At 46.1% G+C, this 25,685-nt stretch carries 22 protein-coding genes and 3 pseudogenes; 15 read left to right on the plus strand and 10 right to left on the minus strand.

Annotated elements, in window-relative coordinates; all coding sequences use genetic code 11:
- Positions 1–61 precede the first annotated feature (61 nt).
- The 4 genes and pseudogenes from rplU to proB form a co-directional block, all read left to right on the plus strand.
- Positions 62–373, plus strand: coding sequence for a 50S ribosomal protein L21 (gene rplU, locus ICN43_RS02260; protein ID WP_041484800.1), 312 nt, complete (start codon positions 62–64; stop codon positions 371–373).
- 33 nt (positions 374–406) lie between these two features.
- A complete protein-coding gene (rpmA, locus tag ICN43_RS02265; protein WP_015420374.1) occupies positions 407–667 on the plus strand; it encodes a 50S ribosomal protein L27 in 261 nt (86 codons plus the stop codon).
- An 87-nt stretch (positions 668–754) separates the two neighbouring features.
- Complete coding sequence (obgE, locus tag ICN43_RS02270) at positions 755–1,849, plus strand: GTPase ObgE (RefSeq protein WP_216197001.1); 1,095 nt, start codon at positions 755–757, stop codon at positions 1,847–1,849.
- A gap of 15 nt (positions 1,850–1,864) precedes the next feature.
- Positions 1,865–2,647 (plus strand): annotated as a pseudogene (proB, locus tag ICN43_RS02275) (glutamate 5-kinase); the annotation flags it as partial.
- Between the two features lie 21 nt (positions 2,648–2,668).
- On the opposite strand, the gene ICN43_RS02280 reads toward proB, so the two are convergent.
- Both ICN43_RS02280 and ICN43_RS02285 read right to left on the minus strand, forming a co-directional pair.
- Positions 2,669–3,238 (minus strand): CNP1-like family protein, encoded by a 570-nt coding sequence (locus tag ICN43_RS02280; RefSeq protein WP_255533385.1) that lies wholly within the window; start codon positions 3,236–3,238, stop codon positions 2,669–2,671.
- A complete protein-coding gene (locus ICN43_RS02285) occupies positions 3,235–3,831 on the minus strand; it encodes an RNA pyrophosphohydrolase (RefSeq protein ID WP_216199841.1) in 597 nt (198 codons plus the stop codon). Before ICN43_RS02285 ends, ICN43_RS02280 begins: the two co-directional genes overlap by 4 nt.
- A gap of 50 nt (positions 3,832–3,881) precedes the next feature.
- Here ICN43_RS02285 and ICN43_RS02290 point away from each other — a divergent pair, with 50 nt between their 5' ends.
- Positions 3,882–5,624 (plus strand): proline--tRNA ligase, encoded by a 1,743-nt coding sequence (locus ICN43_RS02290; RefSeq protein WP_216197003.1) that lies wholly within the window; start codon positions 3,882–3,884, stop codon positions 5,622–5,624.
- 21 nt (positions 5,625–5,645) lie between these two features.
- Here the strand turns inward: ICN43_RS02290 and ffh are convergent, their stop codons facing one another.
- On the minus strand, positions 5,646–7,028 hold the full coding sequence (gene ffh, locus ICN43_RS02295; RefSeq protein WP_216197004.1) for a signal recognition particle protein: 1,383 nt from the start codon (positions 7,026–7,028) through the stop codon (positions 5,646–5,648).
- A 20-nt stretch (positions 7,029–7,048) separates the two neighbouring features.
- On the opposite strand from ffh, the gene ICN43_RS02300 reads away from it, so the two are divergent.
- From ICN43_RS02300 to ICN43_RS02320, 5 genes and pseudogenes are all read left to right on the plus strand, one after another.
- A complete protein-coding gene (locus ICN43_RS02300) occupies positions 7,049–7,897 on the plus strand; it encodes an inner membrane protein YpjD (RefSeq protein WP_216197005.1) in 849 nt (282 codons plus the stop codon).
- The gene (ampD, locus tag ICN43_RS02305) at positions 7,851–8,717 is read left to right on the plus strand and encodes a 1,6-anhydro-N-acetylmuramyl-L-alanine amidase AmpD (RefSeq protein ID WP_216197006.1); all 867 of its coding nucleotides are present in this window, start codon (positions 7,851–7,853) and stop codon (positions 8,715–8,717) included. Before ICN43_RS02300 ends, ampD begins: the two co-directional genes overlap by 47 nt.
- Before the next feature lie 273 nt (positions 8,718–8,990).
- Positions 8,991–11,957, plus strand: a complete 2,967-nt coding sequence (locus ICN43_RS02310; RefSeq protein WP_216197007.1) for a ribonucleoside-diphosphate reductase subunit alpha — start codon at positions 8,991–8,993, stop codon at positions 11,955–11,957.
- Between the two features lie 40 nt (positions 11,958–11,997).
- A complete protein-coding gene (locus tag ICN43_RS02315; protein WP_216197008.1) occupies positions 11,998–13,164 on the plus strand; it encodes a ribonucleotide-diphosphate reductase subunit beta in 1,167 nt (388 codons plus the stop codon).
- A gap of 349 nt (positions 13,165–13,513) precedes the next feature.
- Positions 13,514–13,905: pseudogene (locus tag ICN43_RS02320) on the plus strand (histone); the annotation flags it as partial.
- Positions 13,906–13,986: 81 nt separating this feature from the next.
- Here the strand turns inward: ICN43_RS02320 and ICN43_RS02325 are convergent.
- The 7 genes and pseudogenes from ICN43_RS02325 to ICN43_RS02350 all read right to left on the minus strand — a co-directional run bounded on the left by ICN43_RS02325 (position 13,987) and on the right by ICN43_RS02350 (position 19,725).
- On the minus strand, positions 13,987–14,946 hold the full coding sequence (locus ICN43_RS02325; RefSeq protein ID WP_216197009.1) for a carbohydrate kinase family protein: 960 nt from the start codon (positions 14,944–14,946) through the stop codon (positions 13,987–13,989).
- A 59-nt stretch (positions 14,947–15,005) separates the two neighbouring features.
- Positions 15,006–15,443, minus strand: a complete 438-nt coding sequence (locus ICN43_RS11140) for a DUF3426 domain-containing protein (RefSeq protein ID WP_370623191.1) — start codon at positions 15,441–15,443, stop codon at positions 15,006–15,008.
- Between the two features lie 180 nt (positions 15,444–15,623).
- Positions 15,624–16,553 (minus strand): annotated as a pseudogene (gene prmA, locus ICN43_RS11145) (50S ribosomal protein L11 methyltransferase); the annotation flags it as partial.
- A 27-nt stretch (positions 16,554–16,580) separates the two neighbouring features.
- Positions 16,581–17,951: an acetyl-CoA carboxylase biotin carboxylase subunit gene (gene accC, locus ICN43_RS02335; protein WP_216197011.1), complete on the minus strand. Its 1,371-nt coding sequence runs from the start codon at positions 17,949–17,951 to the stop codon at positions 16,581–16,583.
- Positions 17,952–18,003: 52 nt separating this feature from the next.
- Positions 18,004–18,465 (minus strand): acetyl-CoA carboxylase biotin carboxyl carrier protein, encoded by a 462-nt coding sequence (gene accB / locus ICN43_RS02340; protein WP_216197012.1) that lies wholly within the window; start codon positions 18,463–18,465, stop codon positions 18,004–18,006.
- A 36-nt stretch (positions 18,466–18,501) separates the two neighbouring features.
- Positions 18,502–18,951 (minus strand): type II 3-dehydroquinate dehydratase, encoded by a 450-nt coding sequence (gene aroQ / locus ICN43_RS02345; RefSeq protein WP_216197013.1) that lies wholly within the window; start codon positions 18,949–18,951, stop codon positions 18,502–18,504.
- Between the two features lie 246 nt (positions 18,952–19,197).
- Positions 19,198–19,725: a TlpA disulfide reductase family protein gene (locus ICN43_RS02350; protein WP_216197014.1), complete on the minus strand. Its 528-nt coding sequence runs from the start codon at positions 19,723–19,725 to the stop codon at positions 19,198–19,200.
- 26 nt (positions 19,726–19,751) lie between these two features.
- Between ICN43_RS02350 and mpl the strand changes: the two genes are divergently transcribed.
- From mpl to aroE, 5 genes are read left to right on the plus strand one after another with little or no spacing between them, the layout of a single operon-like run.
- Complete coding sequence (gene mpl / locus ICN43_RS02355; RefSeq protein WP_216197015.1) at positions 19,752–21,158, plus strand: UDP-N-acetylmuramate:L-alanyl-gamma-D-glutamyl-meso-diaminopimelate ligase; 1,407 nt, start codon at positions 19,752–19,754, stop codon at positions 21,156–21,158.
- Positions 21,159–21,163: 5 nt separating this feature from the next.
- Positions 21,164–21,892, plus strand: a complete 729-nt coding sequence (fabG, locus tag ICN43_RS02360; RefSeq protein WP_216199843.1) for a 3-oxoacyl-ACP reductase FabG — start codon at positions 21,164–21,166, stop codon at positions 21,890–21,892.
- A gap of 2 nt (positions 21,893–21,894) precedes the next feature.
- Positions 21,895–23,883, plus strand: a complete 1,989-nt coding sequence (locus tag ICN43_RS02365; protein ID WP_216197016.1) for a ribonuclease catalytic domain-containing protein — start codon at positions 21,895–21,897, stop codon at positions 23,881–23,883.
- Entirely contained in the window at positions 23,867–24,727 is an 861-nt protein-coding gene (locus ICN43_RS02370) for an energy transducer TonB (RefSeq protein ID WP_216197017.1), read from the plus strand. Before ICN43_RS02365 ends, ICN43_RS02370 begins: the two co-directional genes overlap by 17 nt.
- A gap of 42 nt (positions 24,728–24,769) precedes the next feature.
- Positions 24,770–25,678, plus strand: a complete 909-nt coding sequence (gene aroE / locus ICN43_RS02375) for a shikimate dehydrogenase (protein WP_216197018.1) — start codon at positions 24,770–24,772, stop codon at positions 25,676–25,678.
- Positions 25,679–25,685 lie beyond the last annotated feature (7 nt).

The following is a 25,685-nucleotide window of genomic DNA, read 5'->3' on the forward strand; positions in this document are numbered from 1 at the left end:
TGGGCTTAGCTCATCCAGGGTGGATTAGCTTAAATGTAGATATTAATTGAGGTTTCAAACCATGTACGCGGTCATAAAAACCGGTGGCAAACAGTATAAAGTTGCTGCAGGCGAAAAATTGAAAATAGAACAGATACCAGCGGAAATCGGCAGCGAAATCACTCTTGACCAAGTCTTAGCCGTAGGCGAAGGCGCTTCACTCAAATTGGGTGATCCATTGGTTAATGGTGCAGCTGTGATGGCCACTGTCGTCTCCCAGGGACGTCACGATAAAGTGACAATCTTTAAGATGCGCCGTCGCAAGCATTATCAAAAGCACCAAGGCCATCGTCAGAATTACACAGAAATTCTGATTAACACGATCAAAGCCTAATTAAGGCTAACGGCTAAATAGCAGGAGAAAGATATGGCACAGAAAAAAGGCGGCGGCTCGACACGAAATGGCCGCGACTCAGAATCGAAACGCTTAGGCGTTAAGGTTTTTGGCGGCGAGCAAATCAACGCCGGCAGCATCATTATTCGTCAACGTGGTACACGAGTTCATCCGGGCATGAACGTTGGCATTGGTAAGGATCACACTTTGTTTGCTCTGGTCGACGGACAAGTGGAATTTGGCGTTAAGGGTGCTTTGAAGAAGGCCCAGGTTTCAGTTCTTCCGCGTTCATAAGGCGCCTGACTGAGACACGTTTGATTCAGATTTATTCCGAATTTAACTCTTAGGAACAGGCCTCGCTAAGCGAGGCCTTTTTTATTCATGAAATTTATTGACGAAGCTCGTATTGAAGTCATAGCTGGCCAAGGTGGTGCCGGGAGTGCCTCCATGCGCCGCGAAAAGTTTATTGAATTCGGTGGGCCCGATGGTGGCGATGGTGGTAAAGGCGGAAGTGTTTGGGCTACTGCGGATCGCAATATTAATACCTTGATTGACTATCGCTATGCTAAAACGCATACCGCAAAAAATGGTGAGCCGGGCCGTGGTGCTGATTGCTATGGTCGCGCAGGCGACGATATTGAGTTACGTATGCCAGTTGGCACCATCATTTCTGATTATGAAACTGGTGAGCCAATTGCTGACTTAACTACCCACGGCGAGCGTCTTTGTTTGGCGCAAGGTGGTGTTGGTGGCTGGGGAAATATTCACTTTAAGAGTAGTACTAACCGTGCTCCTCGACAAAAGACAAATGGTAAAGAGGGTGAGCGTCGCAAGCTCAAGCTCGAGTTAAAAGTATTGGCTGATGTGGGTTTGTTGGGTATGCCGAATGCCGGTAAATCCACTTTGATTACCGCTGTATCTAACGCCCGTCCAAAGATTGCAGACTATCCATTTACTACGCTACACCCCAATTTAGGTGTGGTGCGTGTAGGTGCTGAGCGTAGCTTTGTGATTGCTGATATTCCAGGTTTGATTGAGGGTGCGGCAGAGGGTGCTGGCTTGGGCCATCGCTTCTTAAGGCATTTACAGCGTACCGGTGTGCTTTTGCATTTAGTCGATGTTGCACCATTTGATGAAAATATTGATCCGGTTGCAGATGCTGTAGCCATTGTGAATGAATTGCGTAAGTACGATGAAGCGCTAGTTGAAAAGCCGCGTTGGTTGGTGCTGAACAAAGTCGATATGATTCCCGAGGAAGATCGCAAGCAAGTAGTTGCGGACTTTATTAAGCGGTTTAAGTGGAAGGGCCCTGTGTTTGAGATCTCTGCTTTAACAGGCTTGGGTTGCGATAAGCTGTGCTACTCATTGCAAGATTATTTAGACTCTATTCGCAAGGATCGAGATGATGAAGATGAACGTGCTGCTGATCCCCGCTACCAAGAGCAATCTCAGCCAGAAGATAAAACTCCAGATTAAGCAGTTGTCATTGATATGAACACTCAAAAAGCGAAGCGCATCGTAGTTAAGGTAGGCTCAAGTCTAGTCACCAACAATGGTGAAGGCTTAGATCGTGCTGCAATTGGTATGTGGGCCGAACAAATGGCCGCCTTATTGGCCGCTGGCAATGAGGTATTGATGGTAAGTTCCGGTGCGATTGCTGAAGGCATGCAGCGTCTTGGTTGGGCTAAGCGCCCAAAAGAAATTCATCAACTACAAGCTGCAGCTGCCGTTGGTCAAATGGGATTGGTTCAGGTTTATGAAAGTTGTTTTGCGCGATTTAATTTACGAAGCGCGCAAGTATTATTAACTAATGCTGATCTAGCGCATGCAGAGCGTAACGCTAACGCTAAGGCGACTTTAGATACCTTGCTGAAACTGGGTGTTATCCCAATCATCAATGAAAACGACACTGTTGTTACTGATGAAATTAAATTTGGTGATAACGACAGCTTAGCCGCATTAGTCACTAATTTAGTTCATGCAGATTTGTTGGTAATTCTGACTGATCAGGGTGGCTTGTATACCGCTGATCCACGTCAAGATGCTTCTGCCACTCTTTTAAGTGATGTTATCGCTGGTGATCCTGCTTTAGAAAAAATGGCTGGAGGAGCTGCAAGCGAGCTCAGCAAGGGAGGCATGCTAACCAAGGTACTTGCTGCTAAGGTTGCAGCCCAAAGTGGAGCCTCTACTATCATTGCTTGTGGGCGTGAGTCAGATGTGCTTACGCGCCTAATCAAGGGTGAAAAACTGGGTACTTATCTATCACCAAGCACTAAGATTTAACTGCATCTTGGTTTAATCCATCACTCCATAAGAGTTGGTGGGTTTGATGCCGCCTATGAATCCATTTGGATTGAGTGATTGAATAATAGTCTTGATGTTTTTTTCTTGGGAAGTGAAATTGCAAAGAGCACCTTGAGCTAAAGCAGCTTGGTAGCGATTTGGAACATTATCCTTAATCATGTTCCAGCTGGAAAGTGGGTTTTCTCTCCATGTTCCACTCTCAAAAGTACCATATAAGCGCCATTGGAAAGAGTCGCAACGAATACCTTCGTATTGAACTTGGTTGTTAGCATTGGGACTAGTAATAATAACGGTGTATCTAGTAACACCATCGTTGCCAATCAAAATGGAGTCAATGTCAACCGCAAACTTAAAGATAGTCTGTTGTGACACATAAAAAGGCTGAATAGCTGTCTTATTGGGGGGGTTTAGTGGCATTGCCGTAGTGCCCTCCTTAAATACCATCGGTGCAAATGGATCGACCCCACTCTCTAGAGGATCGCCCGCACATCCAGCTAGAGCCAAGCTGATCGCTAAACCAAGGATTGAGGGTCGCAGAATACAAGTGGAGGTTTTCATCATGGCTTGTCAGTGGGTTTTACTTCTATAGGCTCATCTTCTTCGCCCCCATAGAGGGATTGAAGTAAATCGAGAGGAGATCCCCAGGCAAGTTGCTGCATACGGATGCCGCGGGATAGGTAGCGTGCCAGTTCAGAAAGGGCTAGCTGATAGACTTCGCGCTTGAAATCAATCACTGAATCTAGTTGAATCCAAAATGGAACCCAGCGCCAAGCATCAAATTCAGGGTGCTCCGAGGCGCGAAGGTGAATATCGCTGTCCAGACCAACTAAACGCAGTAAAAACCAAATTTGTTTTTGACCGCGATAGCTGGCTCTATGGGTTTTGGAGGGATGTTGGCGGCGCAAGAACTCCTCAGGGACGTCATAACGAAGCCAGTCCCTGGTCCGTCCAATAATTTGGACATGTTCCGGCAGCAAGCCAACTTCCTCATGCAATTCGCGGTACATGGCCTGCTCTGGGCTCTCGCCATGCTGAATCCCACCCTGTGGAAACTGCCACGAATGCTGCCCAACGCGCTTTCCCCAGAAAACCTCGTTATGGCTATTGAGGAGGACTATGCCGACATTGGGTCGATACCCTTCACGGTCAAGCATGAGATCGTGCCTCAAATCCTTTAAAATCAATGATTTGATTATATCCATACATGAAAGCCTCTCAGTCATTTCTAGCCACGTTAAAAGAAGCCCCTTCCGACGCTGAGGTGGTTTCGCACAAACTCATGGTGCGTGCCGGTTTAATTCGTAAGCTCAGCGCAGGTATTTACAACTATTTACCCTTGGGTTTGAAGTCTATTCGCAAGGTTGAGAACATCATCCGCGAGGAAATGAATCGCGCAGGCGCAATCGAGTTACTAATGCCAATGATTCAGCCTGCAGAGTTGTGGCAAGAGACGAGTCGTTGGGAGAAGATGGGGCCTGAGTTACTCCGCATTAAAGATCGCCATGACCGCGACTTTTTAATTCAACCAACATCTGAAGAGGTTGTGACAGATTTAGCGCGTAATGAAATTAAGAGTTACAAGCAGCTCCCAGTGAATTTTTATCAAATTCAGACTAAGTTCCGTGATGAGCGTCGCCCTCGTTTTGGGATCATGCGTGGGCGCGAGTTCAGTATGAAGGATGCATACTCCTTTGATCGTGATGCCGATGGATTGAAAAAATCTTATCAAATCATGTTCGATGCTTACACCCGAATTTTCAAACGCATGGGTTTGAAATTTCGTGCGGTAACGGCAGACAACGGCGCCATTGGTGGATCAGGTAGTCAAGAGTTTCATGTGATAGCTGATACTGGTGAAGATGCGATTGTGTATTGTCCGAACTCTGATTACGCTGCCAATCTAGAGGCTGCTGAGTCAGTGTCCTTGATTGTGTCACGAAGTCCTGAAACTCAGGCAATGACTAAAGTTGCTACACCAAACCAAACTAATTGCGCTGACGTAGCGAAGTTTTTAAAGTTGCCACTAGAGCAAACCGTGAAATCATTATTGTTTGCTGCTGATCAAGGAGAAGGTCCGACTAAGCTATTTATGGTGCTAGTACGTGGCGATCATGAGCTCAATGAAATTAAAGCGAGCAAGATTCCCGGTATGGCTGAGTCACGCTTTGCTAGTGAGGCTGAGATCAAGCAAGCATGTAATGCACCAGCAGGCTATTTAGGCCCAGTTGGAATTGATGCTGCTGTAACCATAGTGGCAGATCGCACTGTTGCTAATATGGCAGACTTTGTATGTGGTGCTAATGAAGCAGGCTATCACTTAACCGGAGTGAATTGGGGCCGTGATTTGCCAGAGCCTTTGGTAATGGATCTGCGCAATGCAGTTGCGGGAGATCCGTCCCCTGACGGTAAAGGTGTTGTCGATATTTGTCGAGGTATTGAGGTAGGCCATGTATTCCAATTGGGTACGCGGTACTCTGAAGCAATGGGCTGCACTTACTTAGATCAGCAAGGCAAAGCACAGCCGATGGTAATGGGTTGTTATGGCATTGGCGTAACACGTTTATTGGGCGCAGCAATTGAGCAGGGTAATGATGAGCGTGGAATTATCTGGCCGATTTCGATGGCACCATTTGAGGTGGTGATCTGCCCAATGGGCTATGATAAATCTGAAGCAGTGAAAGCTGCTGCCGATCAATTGCATGATGAGTTGCTTGCTGCTCAGGTGGATGTGGTACTTGATGATCGCGGCGAGAGACCCGGGGCAATGTTTGCTGATTGGGAGCTAATCGGTGTGCCATTCCGAGTCGTGATTGGTGATCGTGGTTTAGCAGATACTCAGGTAGAGTTCAAGGGCCGTACTGATGCTGAATCAATCAATATTCCGCTGCCAGAAATTACAGCAAAAGTAATTTCTGCAATCGAGGCAGCTAAGAAATTAGTTTCTTAAGATAGAAATTTTTTCTAACGATTATTTTTTAAAGAGTCCGCCAATACCCTTGGCGGCTCCTTTTGCAGCCATGGATGCCATGGTGCGTGCCATCTTGCCACCCTTGAATTGCTTCATCATGGTTTGCATTTGCTCAAACTGCGCTAATAGACGATTTACTTCTTGAACCTCGACACCCGCACCGGCTGCAATACGACGTTTGCGAGTAGCTTTTAGTAACTCAGGTTTGGCACGCTCTTTTGGTGTCATGCTGTCAATGATGCCGCGCATCCGTTTTGTTTGTTTATCTGCAGCGCTCATATTCGTTTTAGAGGCTGCTTGCGCCATATGACTTGGTAACTTATCCATCAAGCTAGCCATGCCACCCATTTGTTGCATCTGTGCGAGTTGATCTCGGAAGTCACTTAGATCAAATCCACCCTTTGAGATTTTGCTGGCGAGCTTTTCTGCTTTGGCAACGTCGACGTTTTGTTGAGCTTGTTCAACCAAGGCAAGAATGTCGCCCATACCCAAAATACGGCTCGCCATCCTCTCAGCATCAAAAGCTTCGAGACCGTCCATCTTCTCAGCAATACCAATGAACTTGAGCGGTACCCCAGTGATTTGGCGTACTGAAAGCGCAGCACCACCACGTGAATCACCATCTAACTTAGTGAGTATGACACCAGTGAGTGGGAGTGCCTCATGGAATGCTTTAGCTGTATTGACAGCATCCTGACCCAGCATGGCATCGACTACGAATAAGGTTTCAATTGGATTGAGATTAGCATGCAAAGTTTTAATTTCTTGCATGAGCGCTTCATCTATACCGAGACGACCAGCTGTATCCACTAGCAGCACATCAAAATAATGACGGCGCGCCCAATCTAGGGCTGCGGCGGCGATTTCACTAGGTTTTTGATTGCTATTGCTTGGGAAAAATTCAGCGCCAACTTGTTTACTGACGGTTTCTAGTTGCTCTATGGCAGCTGGACGATATACGTCGCAAGAAACAGTCAGCACTTTCTTTTTCTTCTTCTCTTGCAGAAATTTAGCTAGCTTACCAACGGAGGTAGTTTTACCTGCACCCTGTAAGCCAGCCATGAGGATTACTGCTGGGGGTTGGGTAGCCAGATTGAGCTCACCACTTTGTGAGGTGTCGCCACGCATGACTTGAGCCAGTTCACGCTGTACAACACCTACTAGCGCTTGGCCCGGGCTGAGACTGCCGACTACTTCTTCACCAAGGGCTTTAAATTTAATTTGCTCTAGTAAAGATTTAACAACGGGAAGCGCGACGTCTGCCTCCAACAAGGCCAGACGGATCTCCCGAAGCATTTCTGCGGTATTCGCCTCAGTAAGGCGAGCCTGCCCCCGCATTGTTTTAACAACACGAGATAGGCGATCGGTGAGATTCTCTAGCATTTATCGATTAGACTTTCTAGATGGATATTTTAGGTTACTCAGGCTCGGGATGGCTCCCATCCGTACTTTATTTACTTCTTTTGGTCTTTTTGGGCTCTCGGCCCAAGGGAAAGGTGGAGTCCTCGGCTTTTGCGGGCTTAATTCAGGCGCTGATCTTGGTGATTTTGCTAGTACATGGAATTCAGTTACATGACTCAGTCTTTACGCCAGAGGGATTTGTATTTGGTTTCGCTCAGGATCTATCGCTGATCGCTTGGGTAGGCCTCGCTTTTTATTGGTTTCAGTCTTGGTTTTTGCCAATCTCGAGTTTGCGCTGGCTCATTTTGTGTTTTGCACTGGTTTGCTCAGTTCTACCGGCAATTTTCTCTGGCACCCTGATTTCTCCAAAAGCAGTGTCTGATCCTTGGTTTAAAGGACACTTTATTGTGGCGACTATCTCAGTTGGCTTGCTGAGTCTAGCAGCGATTCACGCTACGTTAATGAGTATTCAAGATCGTGCGCTACATCGTCAGTTGGTCATCACTCCAAATAGCCGCTTAGCCCATTGGCTTGAGGATTTGCCTCCATTAATGACTATGGAAAGCCTCCTGTTTAACTTGCTCTATGTGGGTGTTGCGCTTCTGAGTTTGACTGTATTTTCCGGACTCCTCTTTTCTCAAACCTTGTTTGGTAAGCCACTTGTTTTTGATCATAAGACTATCTTTGCCTTGATCTCCTGGGTCTTATTTACTGGGCTCTTAATAGCGCGTTGGCGTGTAGGCTTACGTGGGCGCGTAGCTGTCCGCTGGGTTTTGAGTGCATATATCGCCTTGCTCCTAGCCTATGTTGGCAGCCGATTTGTTTTGGAAGTCATTCTTCAGAGAGCATGATATTTTGATTAAGTGGTTGCTATTATTTGTTGGCGCAGGTGCTTTGTACCTTTGGATAAAAGGCAAAAAACAAACTAAGCTCAATACGAGTGAAGCTGCCAAGATAAAAGCAGAGCGAACTAAAGCTGTTGAGCCAGAGGTGATTGTTCAATGCCATCATTGTTCCTTGCACCTCCCGCAATCTGAAGCACTTACGCAAGAGAATCGCTTCTATTGCTCCCAAGAGCATCGCGATAATCTTGATAATCAGGGTTGGCTGGGCTCCGCTGCTTGGCGCCTCTCACCCAATCAGGATATTCGACCATCAGCCCTTGTGCCAGATTTGGTAGTCATTCATCACATCAGCCTACCTCCTAGCGGTTTTGTAGATCGTGTCTCCACTCAATTTATTGTGGATTTTTTCCAAAATAAGCTAGATGCTTCGCTGCATCCTTATTTTGAAGAGATTGCCAACCAGAAAGTCTCTAGCCATTTCTTAATTTCTCGTCGTGGTGAGGTTTTTCAGTTTGTCTCTACCCATAACAAAGCTTGGCATGCAGGCGTTTCCTCCTTCTTGGGTCGTGAAAAATGTAATGATTTCTCGATCGGGATTGAGTTAGAGGGTGATAGCGACCATCCTTTTGAAGATATTCAATATTCGACACTTACTAAATTAAGTGCCCAACTAAACGCGATTTACCCCAAACTTCAGTTTGCCGGGCATAGTGATATTGCTCCAGGAAGAAAGCTTGATCCAGGCATGCAGTTTGATTGGAAAAAGTTTCAGAGTAAAAACAACATTCCTGTTGAGAAATTCCCCTTTGGTTTAGATCAGCGATAGGTCTCTAAATTAGTATGTGAGCACACGCTCACTTTCTTGCCCTTTGGCTAAAAAGGGCTACAAAAACTGCACCAAAATGAGCCCTAATTTATTGAAAATATAGGGAAAAATACTTATAAATATTCGCCAGAAATATCTTACTAAATTCCGAATATTTCCCTATACTTAGTACCAAATGCACTTCAAGACACTAGATGTAGTGTTTGAATACAGCAATACCCTATTGTTTTCAAACGATTTTTATCCAAATAACTATATATAAGCAGGAAAAATATGACATATGCCAACCCCCAGACAGTAGGACAGACTGCTGGCACAAATAATCCAGGGATGAACCCTTCGGAAGCTATGAATCAAGCCCCATCTGCTGGCTTCGTGGCTGGTGGAGTAGGTGGTGGCCAAACAACCCAATTGTCTGACTACAAAATCATTCGCCGAAATGGCTCAGTGGTGGCATTTGAGCCTTCAAAAATTGCTATTGCGGTTACCAAAGCATTTTTAGCGGTGAATGGTGGCCAGGGCGCCGCTTCCGCACGCGTTCGTGAACAAGTAGAGCAATTAACTCATGCAGTAGTACGCGCCTTGTTGCGTAGTCGTCCAAATGGGGGAACTTTCCATATTGAAGATATTCAAGACCAAGTAGAGTTGGCCTTGATGCGTAGTGGAGAGCACAATGTCGCTCGCGCTTATGTTCTATATCGTGAAAAGCGCAACCAAGAGCGTGCAACACAACAGGGTATCGCTCAAGAAACTCAAGCAGCTACTCAAGCGGGCGAATCCGGTCTTAAGGTTACCGACAATGGCCAAGAGAAGTGGCTCGATATGGCTGCTTTGCGTACCATTATTGAGGCCGCATGCGAAGGCCTTGGTAACAATATTGATGCGAGCCCGATCATCACTGAGACTATCAAGAATTTGTACGATGGTGTGCCGATGGCGCAAGTGTATGACTCTGCAATTTTGGCATCACGCACTCTGATTGAAAAAGATCCTGCATACAGTCAAGTGACTGCACGTATTTTGATGCACGTGATTCGCAAGGAAATCCTGGGGCGTGAAGTATTGCAAGGCGATATGCAGGCTGAGTACGGCACCTATTTTGCCAAGTACATTAACGAAGGTATTTCTGCTGAATTGTTGGATCCACGCATGCGTGAGTTTGATCTACCAAGATTGGCCGCCGCCTTAAATGCAAGTCGTGACTTACAGTTCAATTATCTCGGCTTGCAAACTTTATATGACCGCTATTTCTTGCACATTGAAGACCGTCGTATTGAAATGCCGCAGGCTTTCTTTATGCGCGTTGCAATGGGCTTGTCTTTGAACGAGTTGGATCGTGAGCGCCGTGCAATTGAATTTTATGAAATCCTTTCTACATTTGATTTCATGTCCAGTACGCCAACTTTATTTAACTCAGCGACAACACGTCCTCAATTATCTAGCTGCTACTTAACAACCGTGGATGATGATCTGGATGGTATCTACGAAGCCTTGAAAGAAAATGCACTCTTGTCTAAGTTTGCCGGAGGCCTAGGTAATGACTGGACAAATGTTCGCGCTTTGGGAAGTCATATCAAAGGTACTAACGGTAAGTCACAGGGTGTAGTGCCATTCTTAAAAGTGGTGAACGACACAGCGGTTGCTGTGAACCAAGGCGGTAAGCGTAAGGGTGCAGTTTGTGCTTACCTAGAAACATGGCACTTAGATATTGAAGAGTTTCTTGAGTTGCGTAAGAACACAGGTGATGATCGTCGCCGTACACATGATATGAATACTTCTAACTGGATTCCAGACTTGTTCATGAAGCGCGTGATGGAGGGTGGTGAGTGGACATTATTCTCACCTTCAAATACGCCTGACTTGCATGACAAATTTGGCAAGGCTTTTGAAGAAGCCTATGTTGCCTACGAGAAAAAAGCAGATGCTGGTGAATTAAAACCCTTCCGCCGCATTCCTGCACAACAATTGTGGCGCAAGATGTTGGGTATGTTATTTGAAACGGGTCACCCATGGATCACCTTTAAAGATCCTTGCAACATTCGTAGCCCACAACAGCACATTGGCGTAGTTCACTCCTCTAACTTGTGCACTGAAATCACTCTCAATACAAACGAGAGCGAAATTGCAGTATGTAACTTGGGTTCTGTGAATTTGACAGCGCATATGACTACTGATGCATCTGGCAAGATGATTTTGGATCACGAGAAACTTCAGAAAACAGTTCGCACCGCAATGCGCATGCTAGACAACGTAATTGACATCAATTACTACGCAGTTGCTAAAGCACGTAACTCTAACCTGAAGCATCGCCCAGTTGGCATGGGCATTATGGGCTTCCAGGATTGTTTGCATATGCAGCGCATTCCTTACGCTAGTGATGAGGCGGTGAAGTTTGCAGATTCTTCAATGGAAGCGGTTTGTTACTACGCCTATCAAGCATCAAATGAGCTAGCTGAAGAGCGCGGCGTTTACAGTACTTACAAAGGATCTTTGTGGGATCGCGGCATTCTTCCACAAGACTCAGTAGCGTTGTTGGCTCAAGAGCGTGGCGGTTACCTTGAAGTAGATGGTTCTTCCACTATGAATTGGGACAGCTTACGTGCACGTATTAAGCAATTTGGTATGCGCAACTCCAACTGCATAGCCATTGCACCAACGGCAACAATTTCTAACATCATTGGTGTGTCTGCTTGTATAGAGCCTACATTCCAGAACTTGTTCGTGAAATCTAACCTATCGGGCGAGTTCACTGTAGTAAACGAATACTTGGTACGCGACTTGAAGGATCGTGGTCTTTGGGATGAAGTAATGATTGCTGACTTGAAGTACTTTGACGGCACTTTATCCAAGATTGATCGTGTTCCACAAGATTTGCGTGATTTGTACGCCACTGCATTTGAAGTTGAGCCAAGCTGGTTGGTTGAAGCCGCTTCACGTCGTCAGAAGTGGATTGACCAGGCACAGTCACTCAATATCTACATGGCTGGCGCATCAGGCAAGAAATTGGATGATACGTACAAGTTAGCTTGGTTGCGTGGCCTTAAAACTACTTACTACCTCCGCACAATGGCTGCAACGCACGTTGAGAAGTCAACGGTTACAAGCGGCCAGTTAAATGCGGTATCTAGTGGCGGTGGTGTGAATGGTACGGATGCGGCATCAGCGCAGGAGTTAGATGGTCCTGCATGCACAATGCGCCCAGGCGATGCTGGATTTGAAGAATGTGAAGCTTGTCAGTAAGTATTTCTTACTGATCTATAAGAGAATTTAGGAGATTGTTATGTTGAATTGGGAAGAAGAAGTTGCTCCTGCGCTAGCGAAAGCTAGCCTTGCACAGCAACCAGTTGTGGCTGAGCCGCAGCGCCCACAAGCAGATGAGGTCGCGATTGCCCCTCAAGTTGCGGCGCCTGCAGCAACTAGTGGTGCAGCTTTGCGTGTCAATGCTGCTGATAAGCGCGTCATTAATGCCAAGACTGACGTGAATCAGTTGGTTCCATTCAAATATAAGTGGGCTTGGGAAAAGTATTTAGCTGGTTGTGCAAATCATTGGATGCCACAAGAGATCAATATGAATCGCGATATCGCGCTTTGGAAGGATCCTAACGGCTTAACTGAAGATGAACGCCGCATCATTAAGCGCAATCTAGGTTTCTTTACGACAGCAGATTCTTTGGCGGCAAACAACATTGTTTTGGGTACTTATCGCCATATTACTGCCCCAGAATGCCGTCAATATCTATTGCGCCAAGCGTTTGAGGAGGCAATTCATACTCACGCTTACCAATATATTGTCGAATCTTTGGGTTTAGATCAGAGCGAAATCTTTAATGCGTATAACGAGATTGAGTCGATTCGCGCTAAGGACCAGTTCTTAATTCCATTTATCGATGTATTAACTGACCCTAATTTCAAAACCGGGACGTTAGAGACCGATCAAATGTTGCTCAAATCCTTGATCGTTTTTGCCTGCGTCATGGAAGGTTTATTCTTTTATGTTGGTTTTACGCAAATACTTGCAATGGGTCGTCAAAACAAAATGACGGGTGCTGCTGAGCAGTATCAATACATCCTTCGCGATGAGTCTATGCACTGCAATTTTGGCATTGATTTAATTAATCAAATCAAGCTGGAGAACCCGCAGTTATGGACTTCTGCGTTCAAAGATGAGATCAAAGCGATCTTCGAAAAAGCAGTTGAATTAGAGTACCGTTATGCAGAGGATACGATGCCTCGCGGAGTGCTTGGATTGAATGCGCCGATGTTCAAAGGTTACCTAAGATATATCTGTAATCGCAGATGTTTGCAAATAGGACTTGACGCGATGTTCCCAAATGAAGAGAATCCATTCCCATGGATGTCAGAAATGATTGATCTGAAAAAAGAGAGAAACTTTTTTGAGACACGCGTTATTGAGTATCAAACTGGCGGTGCGCTAAGTTGGGAATAAGTGATTAATTAGAAAGCGCATAGCCGGCTAAATAGGAGATTAGACGGTTGGATAGTTTTAAAAGTCAGCAAAACCAGACTCAAATCCGAAAACCCTTATCTAAGGGTATCTGGATTACTCTCTCTATTTTTTCTAGCAAATTTAAGAAGCCGTTGTCCTTTGGGACTGCGGCTTTTTTTCCAGGATTCATTAGCGTGCAGCACTTAGTATCAAGCCGCGCGCCGATGAATGGCTCGCTCGTCGGCTCCAATCGGTTGCAAAACCGGGCGGAAATGAATGGTCGGGTCTTCTTAATCGGTAGTTTGTACTAATCCTCACGTGAAGGAGCATTACTATGGCAATCGCCAAGAAGAAAGTTGCTGCAAAGAAACCAGCTGCTAAAAAAGCTGCTGCTAAAAAGCCTGCTGCTAAAAAAGTAGCTGCTAAGAAGCGTCCTGCTGCTAAAAAAGCTGCTGCTAAGAAGCCTGCTGCTAAAAAAGTAGCTGCTAAGAAGCGTCCTGCTGCTAAAAAAGCTGCTGCTAAGAAGCCTGCTGCTAAAAAAGCTGCTGCTAAGAAGCGTCCTGCTGCTAAAAAGCCTGCTGCTAAAAAAGTAGCTCGCAAAGTAGCAAAAAAAAAGTAAGTAAGCCTGCTGCGAAGAAAGCGGGCAAAGCTGTAAAAAAGCCCGTGGCTAAAAAAGCTGCCGCTTCAACTCCGTTGAATCCAGCTGCTGCTTGGCCCTTCCCAACTGGCGCACGCCCATAAGCTCTGCTTGTAGGCATGTGAAGTTCAAAGGGATCTCTCACGAGATCCCTTTTTTATTGCTGCGCTCGAGAATAATCCTCTTTAGATTGCAAACCCAAACGCAGATTTGAACTGAGCAGCAATCTCATCTTTACTCATTTGGTGATTTTGTGGTCCTTGATGCGTGATTTTGATTGAACCCATCAAGCTGGCCAATCGACCGGTAGTTTCCCAGTCCATGCCGCTTTCCAATCCAAACAGCAAGCCAGCTCGGAATGAGTCACCACATCCAGTTGGATCAACTACTTTAGCTGCTGGTACTGGCGGAATCGCAATACATTTACCCTCAAAGTAGATATCTGCACCCTCAGCCCCCTTGGTTACGATCAAAGCTTTTACTCTTTGCGCTACTTTATCTAGACTTAGGCCAGTTCTTTGAGAGAGCATTTCGCCTTCGTAGTCATTAACAGCTACATAACTGGCAATATCTACCAACTCGAGTAGTTCTGGGCCGTTGAACATCGGCAAACCTTGGCCTGGATCAAATACAAACGGAATACCTGATTCAGCTAGCTGATGGCAGTGTTCCCACATTCCTTGACGGCCATCTGGAGCAACAATTCCGAACTTGGCGCTAGCTTTAGTGTTTTTGCTTCGCTCCGCAATGACTGCGGAAACTTGGTTTAGATGAGATTCACCCATTGCGCCAGGGTGAAAGGCGGTAATTTGATTGTTAGCTTGATCGGTGGTGATCATCGCTTGAGCGGTGAATGCATGCTCAATCTGACGGATATGCGTTGGATCAATTTGGAGTTGATTAAGGCGGTCAAGATAAGGGGTGGCATCGCCACCTACCGTTGCCATGATGATTGGGTCGCCGCCAAGCAACTTGAGGTTGTATGCAATATTGCCTGCACAACCACCGAATTCACGACGCATCGTAGGGACTAAGAAAGCCACATTGAGGATATGAATCTGCTCTGGTAGGATTTGATCGGCAAATTTGCCTTCAAAGTTCATGATGGTGTCGTAAGCGATAGAACCGCAGATTAAGCTAGCCATAAATAAGATTACCTTCTAATAAAAATCGATTGGATTGAGTATGAAATAGAGTTTGTGGCCTATTTTTCAGGATAAAAAATTCTGACACGATAGCCGGCAGCATTTTGCGGAAGAGAGATTGACAATTCCGAATGAAAAATTTCACCAGAAGGGGCGCCTTGACGTAAAAATTCAGGATGTGACCCTTGCCAAGATGTTGGTAGCCATTCTTGCGGAGTAAACCGAATTGTTTTGATATCAGATTCTTCTGCATCGGTAAGGGAAATTTCTAAATTGGGGAATAAAACTGGAATGGCGAGACGATTTTGTATTTCAACTTGCAACACAGATTGATTTGAAGGGTTTTTAAGGCCCTCTCGCGCGTTTTCAGGTGACAGGGTGACAGAGGTTATTTTCCAAGCAGCAAAATCGCTCACAGATCGATTTACACACCCTAGTGCACGACACAATTGTTCATCAAACTTCTGCAAAAGAGAAAAACTGTTTGTTGCAATCACAGAGGAGCTACCGTCAACACGTGTTGCTAATGTCGGCAGTAAAGAATTTCTAGAGAGGTGCTCGCCAACAATGATGATCAGGATGAAAAAAAGACTGAGAAGAATTAATTTAAGACTTTTTTTTTGAGCCGGTGCCGCAGTGCCTATCGTTTTACCAATCAAACTTGCTTTGCCGCCCTTTTCGGGGAGGGTGCCGTGCAAGCAGACCCAGCCTTCACTTTCTCTCCAGACGGAAAGGGTTAGCCATTGGCTATAGGTTGCAATTACTTCCTCGACTTGGCGAGCAAGCACACCTGATAGAACAATTTTTCCACCTGGGCGTATTTTGTTTACCAAGGCTGGCGCCAAAACTTGTAGTGGATTGGCCAAAATATTGGCCATCACGATGTCGTATTTGGATTCTGCTGCGAGTTCTGGCGCATTTTCATTGGGCAGAACAAAACAAATGGTCGTGTTATTGATTTCTGCATTGCTACGTGCTGCTACCATGGCTTGTGGATCAATATCGGTACCAACGACCGGATTACATCCTAGTTTTGCAGCTGCAATCGCCAAAATCCCAGATCCACAACCGTAATCGAGCAAACTTTGATTCGCGAGAGGTGTATTTTTTTCAAGCCAAAGTAGGCAAAGGTGTGTGGTGGGATGACTGCCAGTACCAAATGCTAGGCCTGGATCTACCGCCAAGCAAATCGCATTGGGGTCTGAAGGTGCCTCATGCCAGGAGGGAACCACCCAAATACGCTCACCAATCTGAATCGGAGCAAATTGACTTTGGGTTAGGCGAACCCAATCCTGTTCTTCAACAATCTTTTCTTGTGGAGCTGGGAGATTAAATCCTGCTTCCTTCAGAGATGCAAGAAGCTCAGGGATGAAATTCACCGCATCTGAATCATCCATTTCTGGATTAAATAAAGCGGTTACAGAAGAGCGATCCCAAGCTTGAACTTCGGGCGAGAGCCCCGGTTCGCCATACAGTGGGTTTTCATCGTAACCACCTGCGGCGGCATCCTCAACGGTAACGGAGAGTGCACCTAATTCAAGCAATACATCGCCTAAAGGCTCAGCGATTTCTGCTGGTACCGTGAAAATGAGTTCACGATAGGACATGCTTACTCCAAATTAGCATCAATGAACCTAAGACTTCGGGTTGCCGCGGCTAGCGGCTTGTTCTTCGAGGCGGTGCTCTAGGTAGTGAATGCTAGTTCCACCTTCCATGAAGTTCGGATCGAGCATGAGTTCACGATGGAGCGGCACATTAGTTGTAATGCCATCAATCACTATCTCGGAGAGTGCAATTTGCATGCGGCGTATCGCTTGTTCGCGAGTATTGCCATAAGAAATGAGTTTGCCAATCATTGAGTCGTAATTGGATGGCACTACATAACCGCTGTATGCATGAGAGTCAACGCGTATGCCGGGGCCGCCCGGCATGTGGAATGAGCCAATTTTGCCTGGGCTAGGGGTGAACTTAAACGGATCTTCCGCATTAAGACGGCATTCGATGGCGTGACCACGGAAAACGATATCTTTTTGGCGATAGCTCAGTTTTAAGCCAGCTGCAATCCGAATTTGCTCTTGAACAATATCGACACCAGTAATCATTTCGGTAACTGGGTGCTCTACTTGAACTCGGGTATTCATCTCGATGAAGAAGAATTCGCCGCCTTCATAAAGAAACTCGAAAGTACCAGCGCCACGATAACCAATTTTTCTGCAGGCTTCTGCGCAACGCTCACCAATCTTGGCGATCAAACGACGATCAATGCCAGGCGCTGGAGCTTCTTCAATGACTTTTTGGTGCCGACGTTGCATCGAGCAATCGCGCTCACCCAGCCAAATGGCGCTGCCATGGGTATCGGCCAAAATCTGTATCTCTACGTGTCGAGGTTTCTCTAGAAACTTCTCCATATAGACTTCTGGATTACCAAAAGCGCGACCAGCTTCCTCTTTAGTCATGTTGACTGCATTAAGAAGGGCTGCTTCGGTATGTACTACGCGCATGCCACGACCACCACCACCACCGGCTGCTTTGATGATGACCGGATACCCCACCTTTTTTGCGGTAGCAATAATTTCTTTTGGGTTGTCTGGTAATGCGCCTTCAGAGCCAGGGACGCAAGGAACTCCCGCTTTAATCATGGCGCGTTTAGCTGAAACCTTGTCGCCCATTAGACGAATAGAAGCTGCAGTAGGTCCAATAAATGCAAAACCAGATTTTTCTACGCGCTCGGCAAAGTCTGCATTCTCAGAGAGAAAGCCATAGCCTGGATGAATCGCTTCAGCATCGGTCACTTCCGCCGCTGAAATGATGGCTGGCATATTGAGATAGCTCAGTGGTGATGGGGCAGGCCCAATGCAGACTGCTTCGTCTGCAAGCTTCACATATTTAGCCTCTTTATCTGCGGTCGAGTAGACCACCACAGTTTTTATTCCCAACTCGCGACATGCGCGCTGGATACGGAGAGCAATTTCTCCGCGATTGGCAATCAGAATCTTATCGAACATGTCGGCTCTGAGTTAAGTAACGGTGGATTGGGATAGATCTAAGAGGGTGGAATTAAGCGATGATGAATAGCGGCTGGTCAAATTCAACACCTTGGCCGTTTTGGCACAGAATTTGCTTAATGACACCAGCTTGCTCCGATTCAATCTCGTTGAGGAGCTTCATCGCTTCAATAATGCAGAGTGTTTGACCAACCGTGACCGTATCGCCAACCTTCACGAAATCCGGGGACTCTGGATTTGGAGCTCGATAAAAGGTGCCGACCATTGGCGAGCGAGCAATAAAGCCAGTTTCGGCAGGTGCTTCTTCGGCAACTGGAGCGGCAGTTGGTGCAGCAGCAGGAGCGACTTGTATTGCTTGAGCTGGCGCTGGATTGGTGTAAACCACTTGACCGGCAGGTACTGAAGATCCAGCATTCACAATTCGAACGCGATCTTCACCTTCATTGACCTCTAATTCAGAAATTCCTGATTCAGAAACAAGGTCAATCAGGGTTTTTAGTTTTCTCAAGTCCATGGAAAGGCTTCCTCTCTTGTAATTCTTAATTAATTTTTATTTTTGTAAACGTGCAATTGCTGCTTGCAGTGCTAATTCATAACCAATCGCACCTAATCCACAGATCACTCCAGTAGCAATATCCGACAGGTAGGAGTGTTTGCGGAACTCTTCACGTTGGTGAATGTTAGACAGGTGTATTTCAGTAAACGGTATGGCAACTCCAGCCAAGGCATCTCTCAAGGCAACGCTTGTATGGGTAAAGGCACCCGGATTAATAATGATGAAATCAACCCCGTCTTGCTTAGCTTTTTGAACTCGATCAATCAGCTCGCCTTCATGATTGCTTTGGAAAGTGGATAAATCGACTGAGTGAGACTTGGCGATCACACCAAGCTTTGTATGAATATCTTCTAGGGTAGTTTTGCCATAAACCTCTGGCTCACGGGTGCCCAACAGATTGAGGTTGGGACCTTGGATAACGAGAATTGAAGTATTTTTCGACATAGATCGATATTTTTAGAGGCAGTTAGGTTTAATTACGTTAAAAGAGCTTTTCTCTAAAACTGCTTACTTTGTGAAGAGCAGTCTTCACTAGGTACCGGGAAGTATACCCCCAGAACCCGATGGAAAGCCTGGAAAATAGGCGTTAAATTCGCCATTTTTTTGATTTAAAAGGGGGTATTGCAAAATTCTGGCTAAAAATAAGCATTTCTTGTCAGAATAAAAATCTTTAATAGTACTTAAAATAGCCTATAAAGCTAATTTAATAGCTTTTCTGAGTTCTTCTTCGTTTATCTTGCCTAATTTGCTGCTAGTCGACTTCCCCTTGGCATCAATAATGATGGTGTAGGGGAGTGCGCCTTGAGAGTTGCCCATCTGCTTAGAAATACTACTACCCTCAAGCCCACCAATCACAATGGGGTAGGAAACTGGGGTATTTGCAAGGAATTCACGAATATTAGAGGGTGAATCGATGCCGATGCCGACAAATAATACATTTTGACTCTTGAACTCTGTCTGTAATTGATCCAAAGTAGGCATTTCTTCAACGCAGGGAGGGCACCAGGAGGCCCAAAAGTTCACAACCAAGACTTTCCCCTGCCATTCTTTGGTATCGACCGATTTTCCATCGGGTGTTTGCCATGGATTGGCAAAAAAGGCTTTGATTGCGGGATCGTCAGCTAGCTCTGTTTTGAAGATCCATTGCGAAGTCAGCACTCCCGCAGCAAGGGCTACGAGGTTAAATCCAATGATGCTAATCCACTGTCTTCGGTTCATTGCTACTCCTTAGCTAAAATTCCCCAATGCATATTCATATCTTGGGCATTTGCGGTACTTTCATGGGCGGCATTGCCGCAATCGCTCGGCAAGCCGGACATCGTGTAACTGGCTGTGATGCCAACGTGTATCCACCAATGAGCACTCAGCTTGAAGCGCAGGGCATAGAGCTCATCGAGGGATTTTCGCCTGATCAATTATTACAGTTTGAGACGATGCCAGATTTATTTGTCATCGGCAATGTTGTCTCGCGTGGTAATCCATTGATGGAGGCCATTCTTAATCAAGGACTCCCCTATACCTCTGGCCCCCAATGGCTAGGTGAACAAGTACTTTTTGGAAGACATGTATTGGCTGTTGCCGGTACGCACGGTAAAACAAGCACTTCTGCCATGTTGGCTTGGATTTTAGAGTTCAACGATTACAAGCCGGGTTATTTAATTGGTGGAGTGCCATTAAATTTCACGGTATCAGCCCACTTAGGCGAGAGTAAATATTTTGTGATTGAGGCGGATGAATACGACACTGCGTTTTTTGATAAACGCAGTAAGTTTGTTCACTATCGTCCACGCACTGCTTTGTTAAATAATCTCGAGTTTGATCACGCTGATATTTTTACTGATCTTGCTGCAATCGAAACGCAGTTTCATCATTTAGTTCGTACGGTGCCTGGCAAAGGTTTGTTAGTCGTAAATGGTGAGGAGCCTGCTTTAGAAAGAGTCATCGCAAGAGGTGCTTGGGCACCTGTTGAAAAGTTTGGGCAAGATAAAAGCAATGCCTGGTCATTGATTTCTCAGGCAGCAGATGGCTTTACTGTTTTGCAAGATGGTAAAGAGGTCGCTACAGTGACTTGGGCACCAGACTCAGGTGTCATGGGTCGTCATAATCAACTCAATGCATTAGCCGCGATTGCTTCGGCAAATCACATTGGTATTTCACCAACTAATGCCGCACGTGCTTTAGCTGAGTTCAAAAATGTGAAACGGCGTTTAGAAACCATTGGCGTTGAAAATGAGGTGACGGTTTATGATGACTTTGCCCACCACCCCACTGCGATTATTACTACACTTGACGGCTTGCGTCGCAGGGTAGGGCGGTCGCGAATTCTGGCGGTGCTAGAGCCTCGTTCCAATACGATGAAACTCGGCGTTATGAAGGCCCAACTACCAACTAGCCTCGAAGCAGCCGACAAGATTTTTGCTTATGGCGCTAGTGCTGGCAAAGATTCTTTGGGTTGGGATTTAAACGAAGTCTTGGCACCCTTAAATACTAAGGAAAAAGAGCGTGCCTGGGCTTTTGATGACTTAAGTGCTTTAGTCAATGCGGTGGCAAAAGAGGCTAAACCTGGAGATCATATTTTGGTGATGAGTAATGGCGGATTTGGTGGAGTACACCAAAAAATATTGACTGCAATAAAAGAGAAGGCAAAGTAATGACTATGAGACTAAAAGATAAAGTAGCTATTATTACTGGTGCTGCAAAAGGCATCGGTTTTGCAACTGCAAAACGTTTTGCGCAAGAAGGTGCGAAGGTCATGATTACCGATGTGAATCCCGAGGCCGTGAAAGCTGCTACAGACCTCATTCCAGGCTCAGAGGCCTATCTCATGAATGTGACTGATCGTGCGAGTGTTGAAGCAGCTGTTGATCAAATCATGCAACGCCATGGGCGCATTGACATCTTGATAAATAACGCCGGCATTACTCAAGATGCCCGCCTAGTTAAAATGACAGAGGCACAATTTGATACGGTTATTGATGTCAACTTAAAGGGCGTTTTTAATTGCACTCAACTTGTAGTGCCACATATGCTAGAAGCCGGTAAGGGCGCTGTTGTCAATGCCTCAAGTGTTGTTGGAATTTATGGAAACTTTGGCCAAACAAATTATTCGGCCACAAAATTTGGCGTGATTGGTTTCACTAAAACCTGGGCGCGTGAATTGGGTCCAAAAGGTATTCGGGTGAATGCAGTATGCCCAGGCTTTATTGCCACTGAGATGGTTAAAGCCATGCCAGAAAATATATTGAAGGATATTGAAAGGCGGAGTTGGTTGGGTCGCTTAGGTACTCCCGATGAAATGGCGAATGTCTACTTATTCTTAGCAAGCGATGAAGCGAGCTATGTGAATGGCGTTGCTCTTGAGGCTAGCGGCGGGATCTCTCTCTAACAATGCACCTTTTATATGAAGAGGGTGGCGACATTAAGGTCGCTACGGTCCAGTCTACCTCGGGCGCTGGAGAAGCCGAGTCATGGCAGGCGACTAGCCTATCAGGTAAGAAGATTAAGTTAAAGGCAAAAGAAGTCTGGCTTCGTTTTGAAAAACCAGAACCGCATGCATTGATGGATGAAGCAAATAATTTATCTAAAGAGATTGATTTGCAATTCTTATGGGATTGCGCGCCTGATGAAGAATTTAGTTTGCTGGATGTTGCCAAAGAGTACTTTGGCGCACAAGCAAGTATCCCGCAACAGACTGCATTAGCGATTGCCTTGCAGGGGGCGCCAGTATTTTTCCGCCGCAAGGGACGGGGGCGTTTCCAACGTGCGCCACTAGAACAGTTACAGGCTGGTTTGGCAGCGCTGGAACGCAAGCAAAAGGAATTAGAGCAGCAAGCTAGATGGCAGGAAGAGTTGGTGGCTGGCATATTTCCAGAAGTGCTCAAGTCTCAAGCAAATCAACTCTTGTTTTCTCCCGATAAAAACACCTTGGCCTATAAAGCATTGATCGCAGCTTGTACCCAGTCTGGAGAGTCACCTGCGCAATTGATGATTCGCTGTGGCGCAATTGATTCACCTTTGCAGTATCACCAAGGCATGTTCTTAAAATCCTACTTTCCTCACGGTGCTGCACATGATCAGAGTTTGGTGGTTGAGCAATCTGCATTAGATGCCGCCATTTTGGAGTTACCTTTAGCTGAAGTCAGTGCATTTTCGATTGATGATTCAGGTACCACTGAAATTGATGATGCTTTATCAGTCACTGCGCTTGAGGGAGGTGGGCACCGTATTGGTATCCATATCGCAGCGCCTGGTCTGGTGATCGCTAAGGATGACGCCTTAGATAAGGTCGCGCGCACTCGCATGTCCACCGTGTATTTCCCTGGTGACAAAATTACCATGTTGCCTGATACGGTGATTGCGCAGTTCTCCTTGGATGAAGGTGCTGCTCGCCCAGCTCTATCGATTTATGTGGATATTGATTCAACTGGAGTTGTGGATAAAGAGTCGCTCCAGTTGCGCACCGAAATGGTTCCGATGGTAGCAAATCTTCGCTTAGAAAATGTAGAGCATTTAGTAACGGAAGAAAGTTTGGCCGATGCATCTGCTGACTATGCTTATCGTCAAGAGCTCAGTGTTTTATGGGCTGCAGCGAAGTTATTGCATGCAGGTCGTCAAGAACAGCGCATAGCTAATGGATTGCGTGCTGAGCAATTAGGGGTCTTAGATCCGAATGCCTTGGCGAGAGATTTTCATTTTCAAATCAAAGCAGTTGATGGCGAACAGCGAGTTGAGATTTCACCTCGCCAACGAGGCTCAATTCTCGATACCATCGTTGCTGAGTGGATGATTTATTGCAATAGTGCTTCAGGCCGTTTGTTGGCTGACCATGGTTTGCCCGGGCTATTTCGTACGCAAAAAGGTTGGGGCCCATTGCGCACACGTATGCAGACAACGCCAGGACCTCACGAGGGCTTAGGCTTAGATTATTACGCTTGGTGTACTTCGCCTTTGCGTCGCTATTCCGATTTAGTCAATCAATGGCAGTTGATTGCCATAGCAAAGCATGGCATCACCGCAAAAATGGTGGCACCATTTCCACCACGAGATGCTGCATTGATGGGGGTCGCTGCTGACTTTGAAGCTTGCTATTCAGCTTATGGCGAATACCAAGATCGTCTTGAAAAGTATTGGTGCTTGAGATGGATCAATCAAGATGCAACCCCCAAACAAGTCTTTGTGAGACATCTCAAGGAAGGCATGTCCAGAGTAGAGCCTGTCCCATTGCATTTGCCGATACCTGAATTAGCTTCCCATCCGCGTATGACTCGAGCTGAAGTGAATATTGCTGAAGTGGACCTCTTGCAACTCACCGCGGCAGTTCGAGTTGTTCATATAGAAACTCCAGAAGCTCCTGAGAGTGATGCCAGTCCCTCCTAAGTTGACTCAGTTGGCCCAGCGCCTGGATAGTGCTTGGCGCTGCCATCCATTTAGCTATGCGCTGTGCCTCTCTATTCTGGCTCACCTCATTTTCTTATCGTTTCGCTGGGGGATTGGAGAAATTCAGAATCGCCGCTTAAATACGCCTCTCAGTGTTGTCTTGGTCAACGCCAGTAATTCGGTGGCACCTAAGCAGGCGAATAAATTGGCGCAGGCAGATTTAAATGGAGGTGGCAATACCTCTAATCAAGACGCTAGCGCACTCCATCGGGCAAGACTTGGTTCAGATGCCCGACTGGAGATATTAGAGAAGCAGCAAAAGCAAATGCTCGCAAAGCTTGAGGAAGATCGAGCGCTATCAGGTGGTCGTAAAAGCGGGGATGAGAAAAATACAATATCTCAACTGAATTCTCTGGAGGCTGAGTTAGCGAAACGTTTGCAGATAAACGGACGCGAGCCTCGCCGTAAGGTCTTGACTGGAGCGAGCACGAAGGCCGTCGTATTTGCGCAGTATTACGATGCCATGCGTCAAAAGATAGAGGCCTATGGAAGCACATTTTTCCCGCGCGCCAATGGTAGGCCTTTGTATGGCAGTTTGGTCATTGTGGTGAGCGTAGATGCTCAAGGACGTATTGCTAATAATGCTCAAGGTAAGGATGGTTTGAGTGTTGGACGCAGCTCTGGTAATCCTGAATTAGATCGACAGGCTCTCGCCATTGTCCGTGCCTCCGCCCCCTTTGGGGCCTTTCCAGCAGAGATGCGAAATCAGATTGATATCTTGGATTGGGTTTCCACTTTTGATTTCACACGAGAAGGATCTGACCGATTGGATTTACGTCCTTAATTCAGACAAGTATTACGAAATTTCGCTTATCCTGTAGACACTATGAACCAAGTCACACCTCCTGATTTACATACCGATCCTACTCAATTTTCTGGTGTAGATGTCTATGTGGTTGCCGGCAATCCAATCTCACATAGTAAATCGCCTACTATTCATAAGCGATTTGCTGCGCAATCTGATCAGAAAATGTACTACGGACGTCTTCAGCCTGCACTTGGTGAATTCAAGATCGCTGCGCAAGCTTTCTTTGCTGCTGGTGGAAAAGGTATGAACATCACTGTGCCATTTAAGTTGGATGCTCAAGCTCTTGCAGATGTATTGACCCCCCGTGCAAAAATTGCTGGCGCGGTAAATACTTTACGCATTGAGGATGGAAAAATCTTTGGTGACAACACAGACGGCGCTGGCTTAGTCAGGGATCTACTAGCACAGGGTATTCAGATTCAAGGCTCCCGAATTTTATTGCTGGGAGCGGGTGGCGCTTCTCGTGGAGTGCTTGGGCCTTTGCTAGAGCAATCGCCTAAAGAAATAATCATCGCCAATCGATCTAATGCTAAGGCCGATGAATTAGTTCAATTATTTAGTGACTTGGCTGTTTCACTTGATGTTGCACTACAGGCACTTACTTTGGGCGACCTGGAAGATGTCGTCAAGACTACATCCCCTTTTGACCTCATTATTAACGCTACTGCTGCCGGCCTATCAGATGTATCACCGATTAGCGATGTGGCAGCAAGTAATATCTTTATTCCAAAATCTTTCGCTTATGACATGGTCTATGGCAAAGCTACTCCATTCATGCAACAAGCCTTACATCGCGGCGCACGGGTAAGTGATGGCTTAGGTATGTTGGTAGAGCAAGCTGCAGATGCATTTCTTATTTGGCGTGGCAGTGAGCTTGCCGATACGATTGATTCTCGCGCGGTATTGGCAGAACTTCGTAATTTCTAGTCTCTAG

The organism is Polynucleobacter sp. UK-Mo-2m-Kol15, assembly GCF_018881505.1.
Taxonomy (GTDB): domain Bacteria; phylum Pseudomonadota; class Gammaproteobacteria; order Burkholderiales; family Burkholderiaceae; genus Polynucleobacter.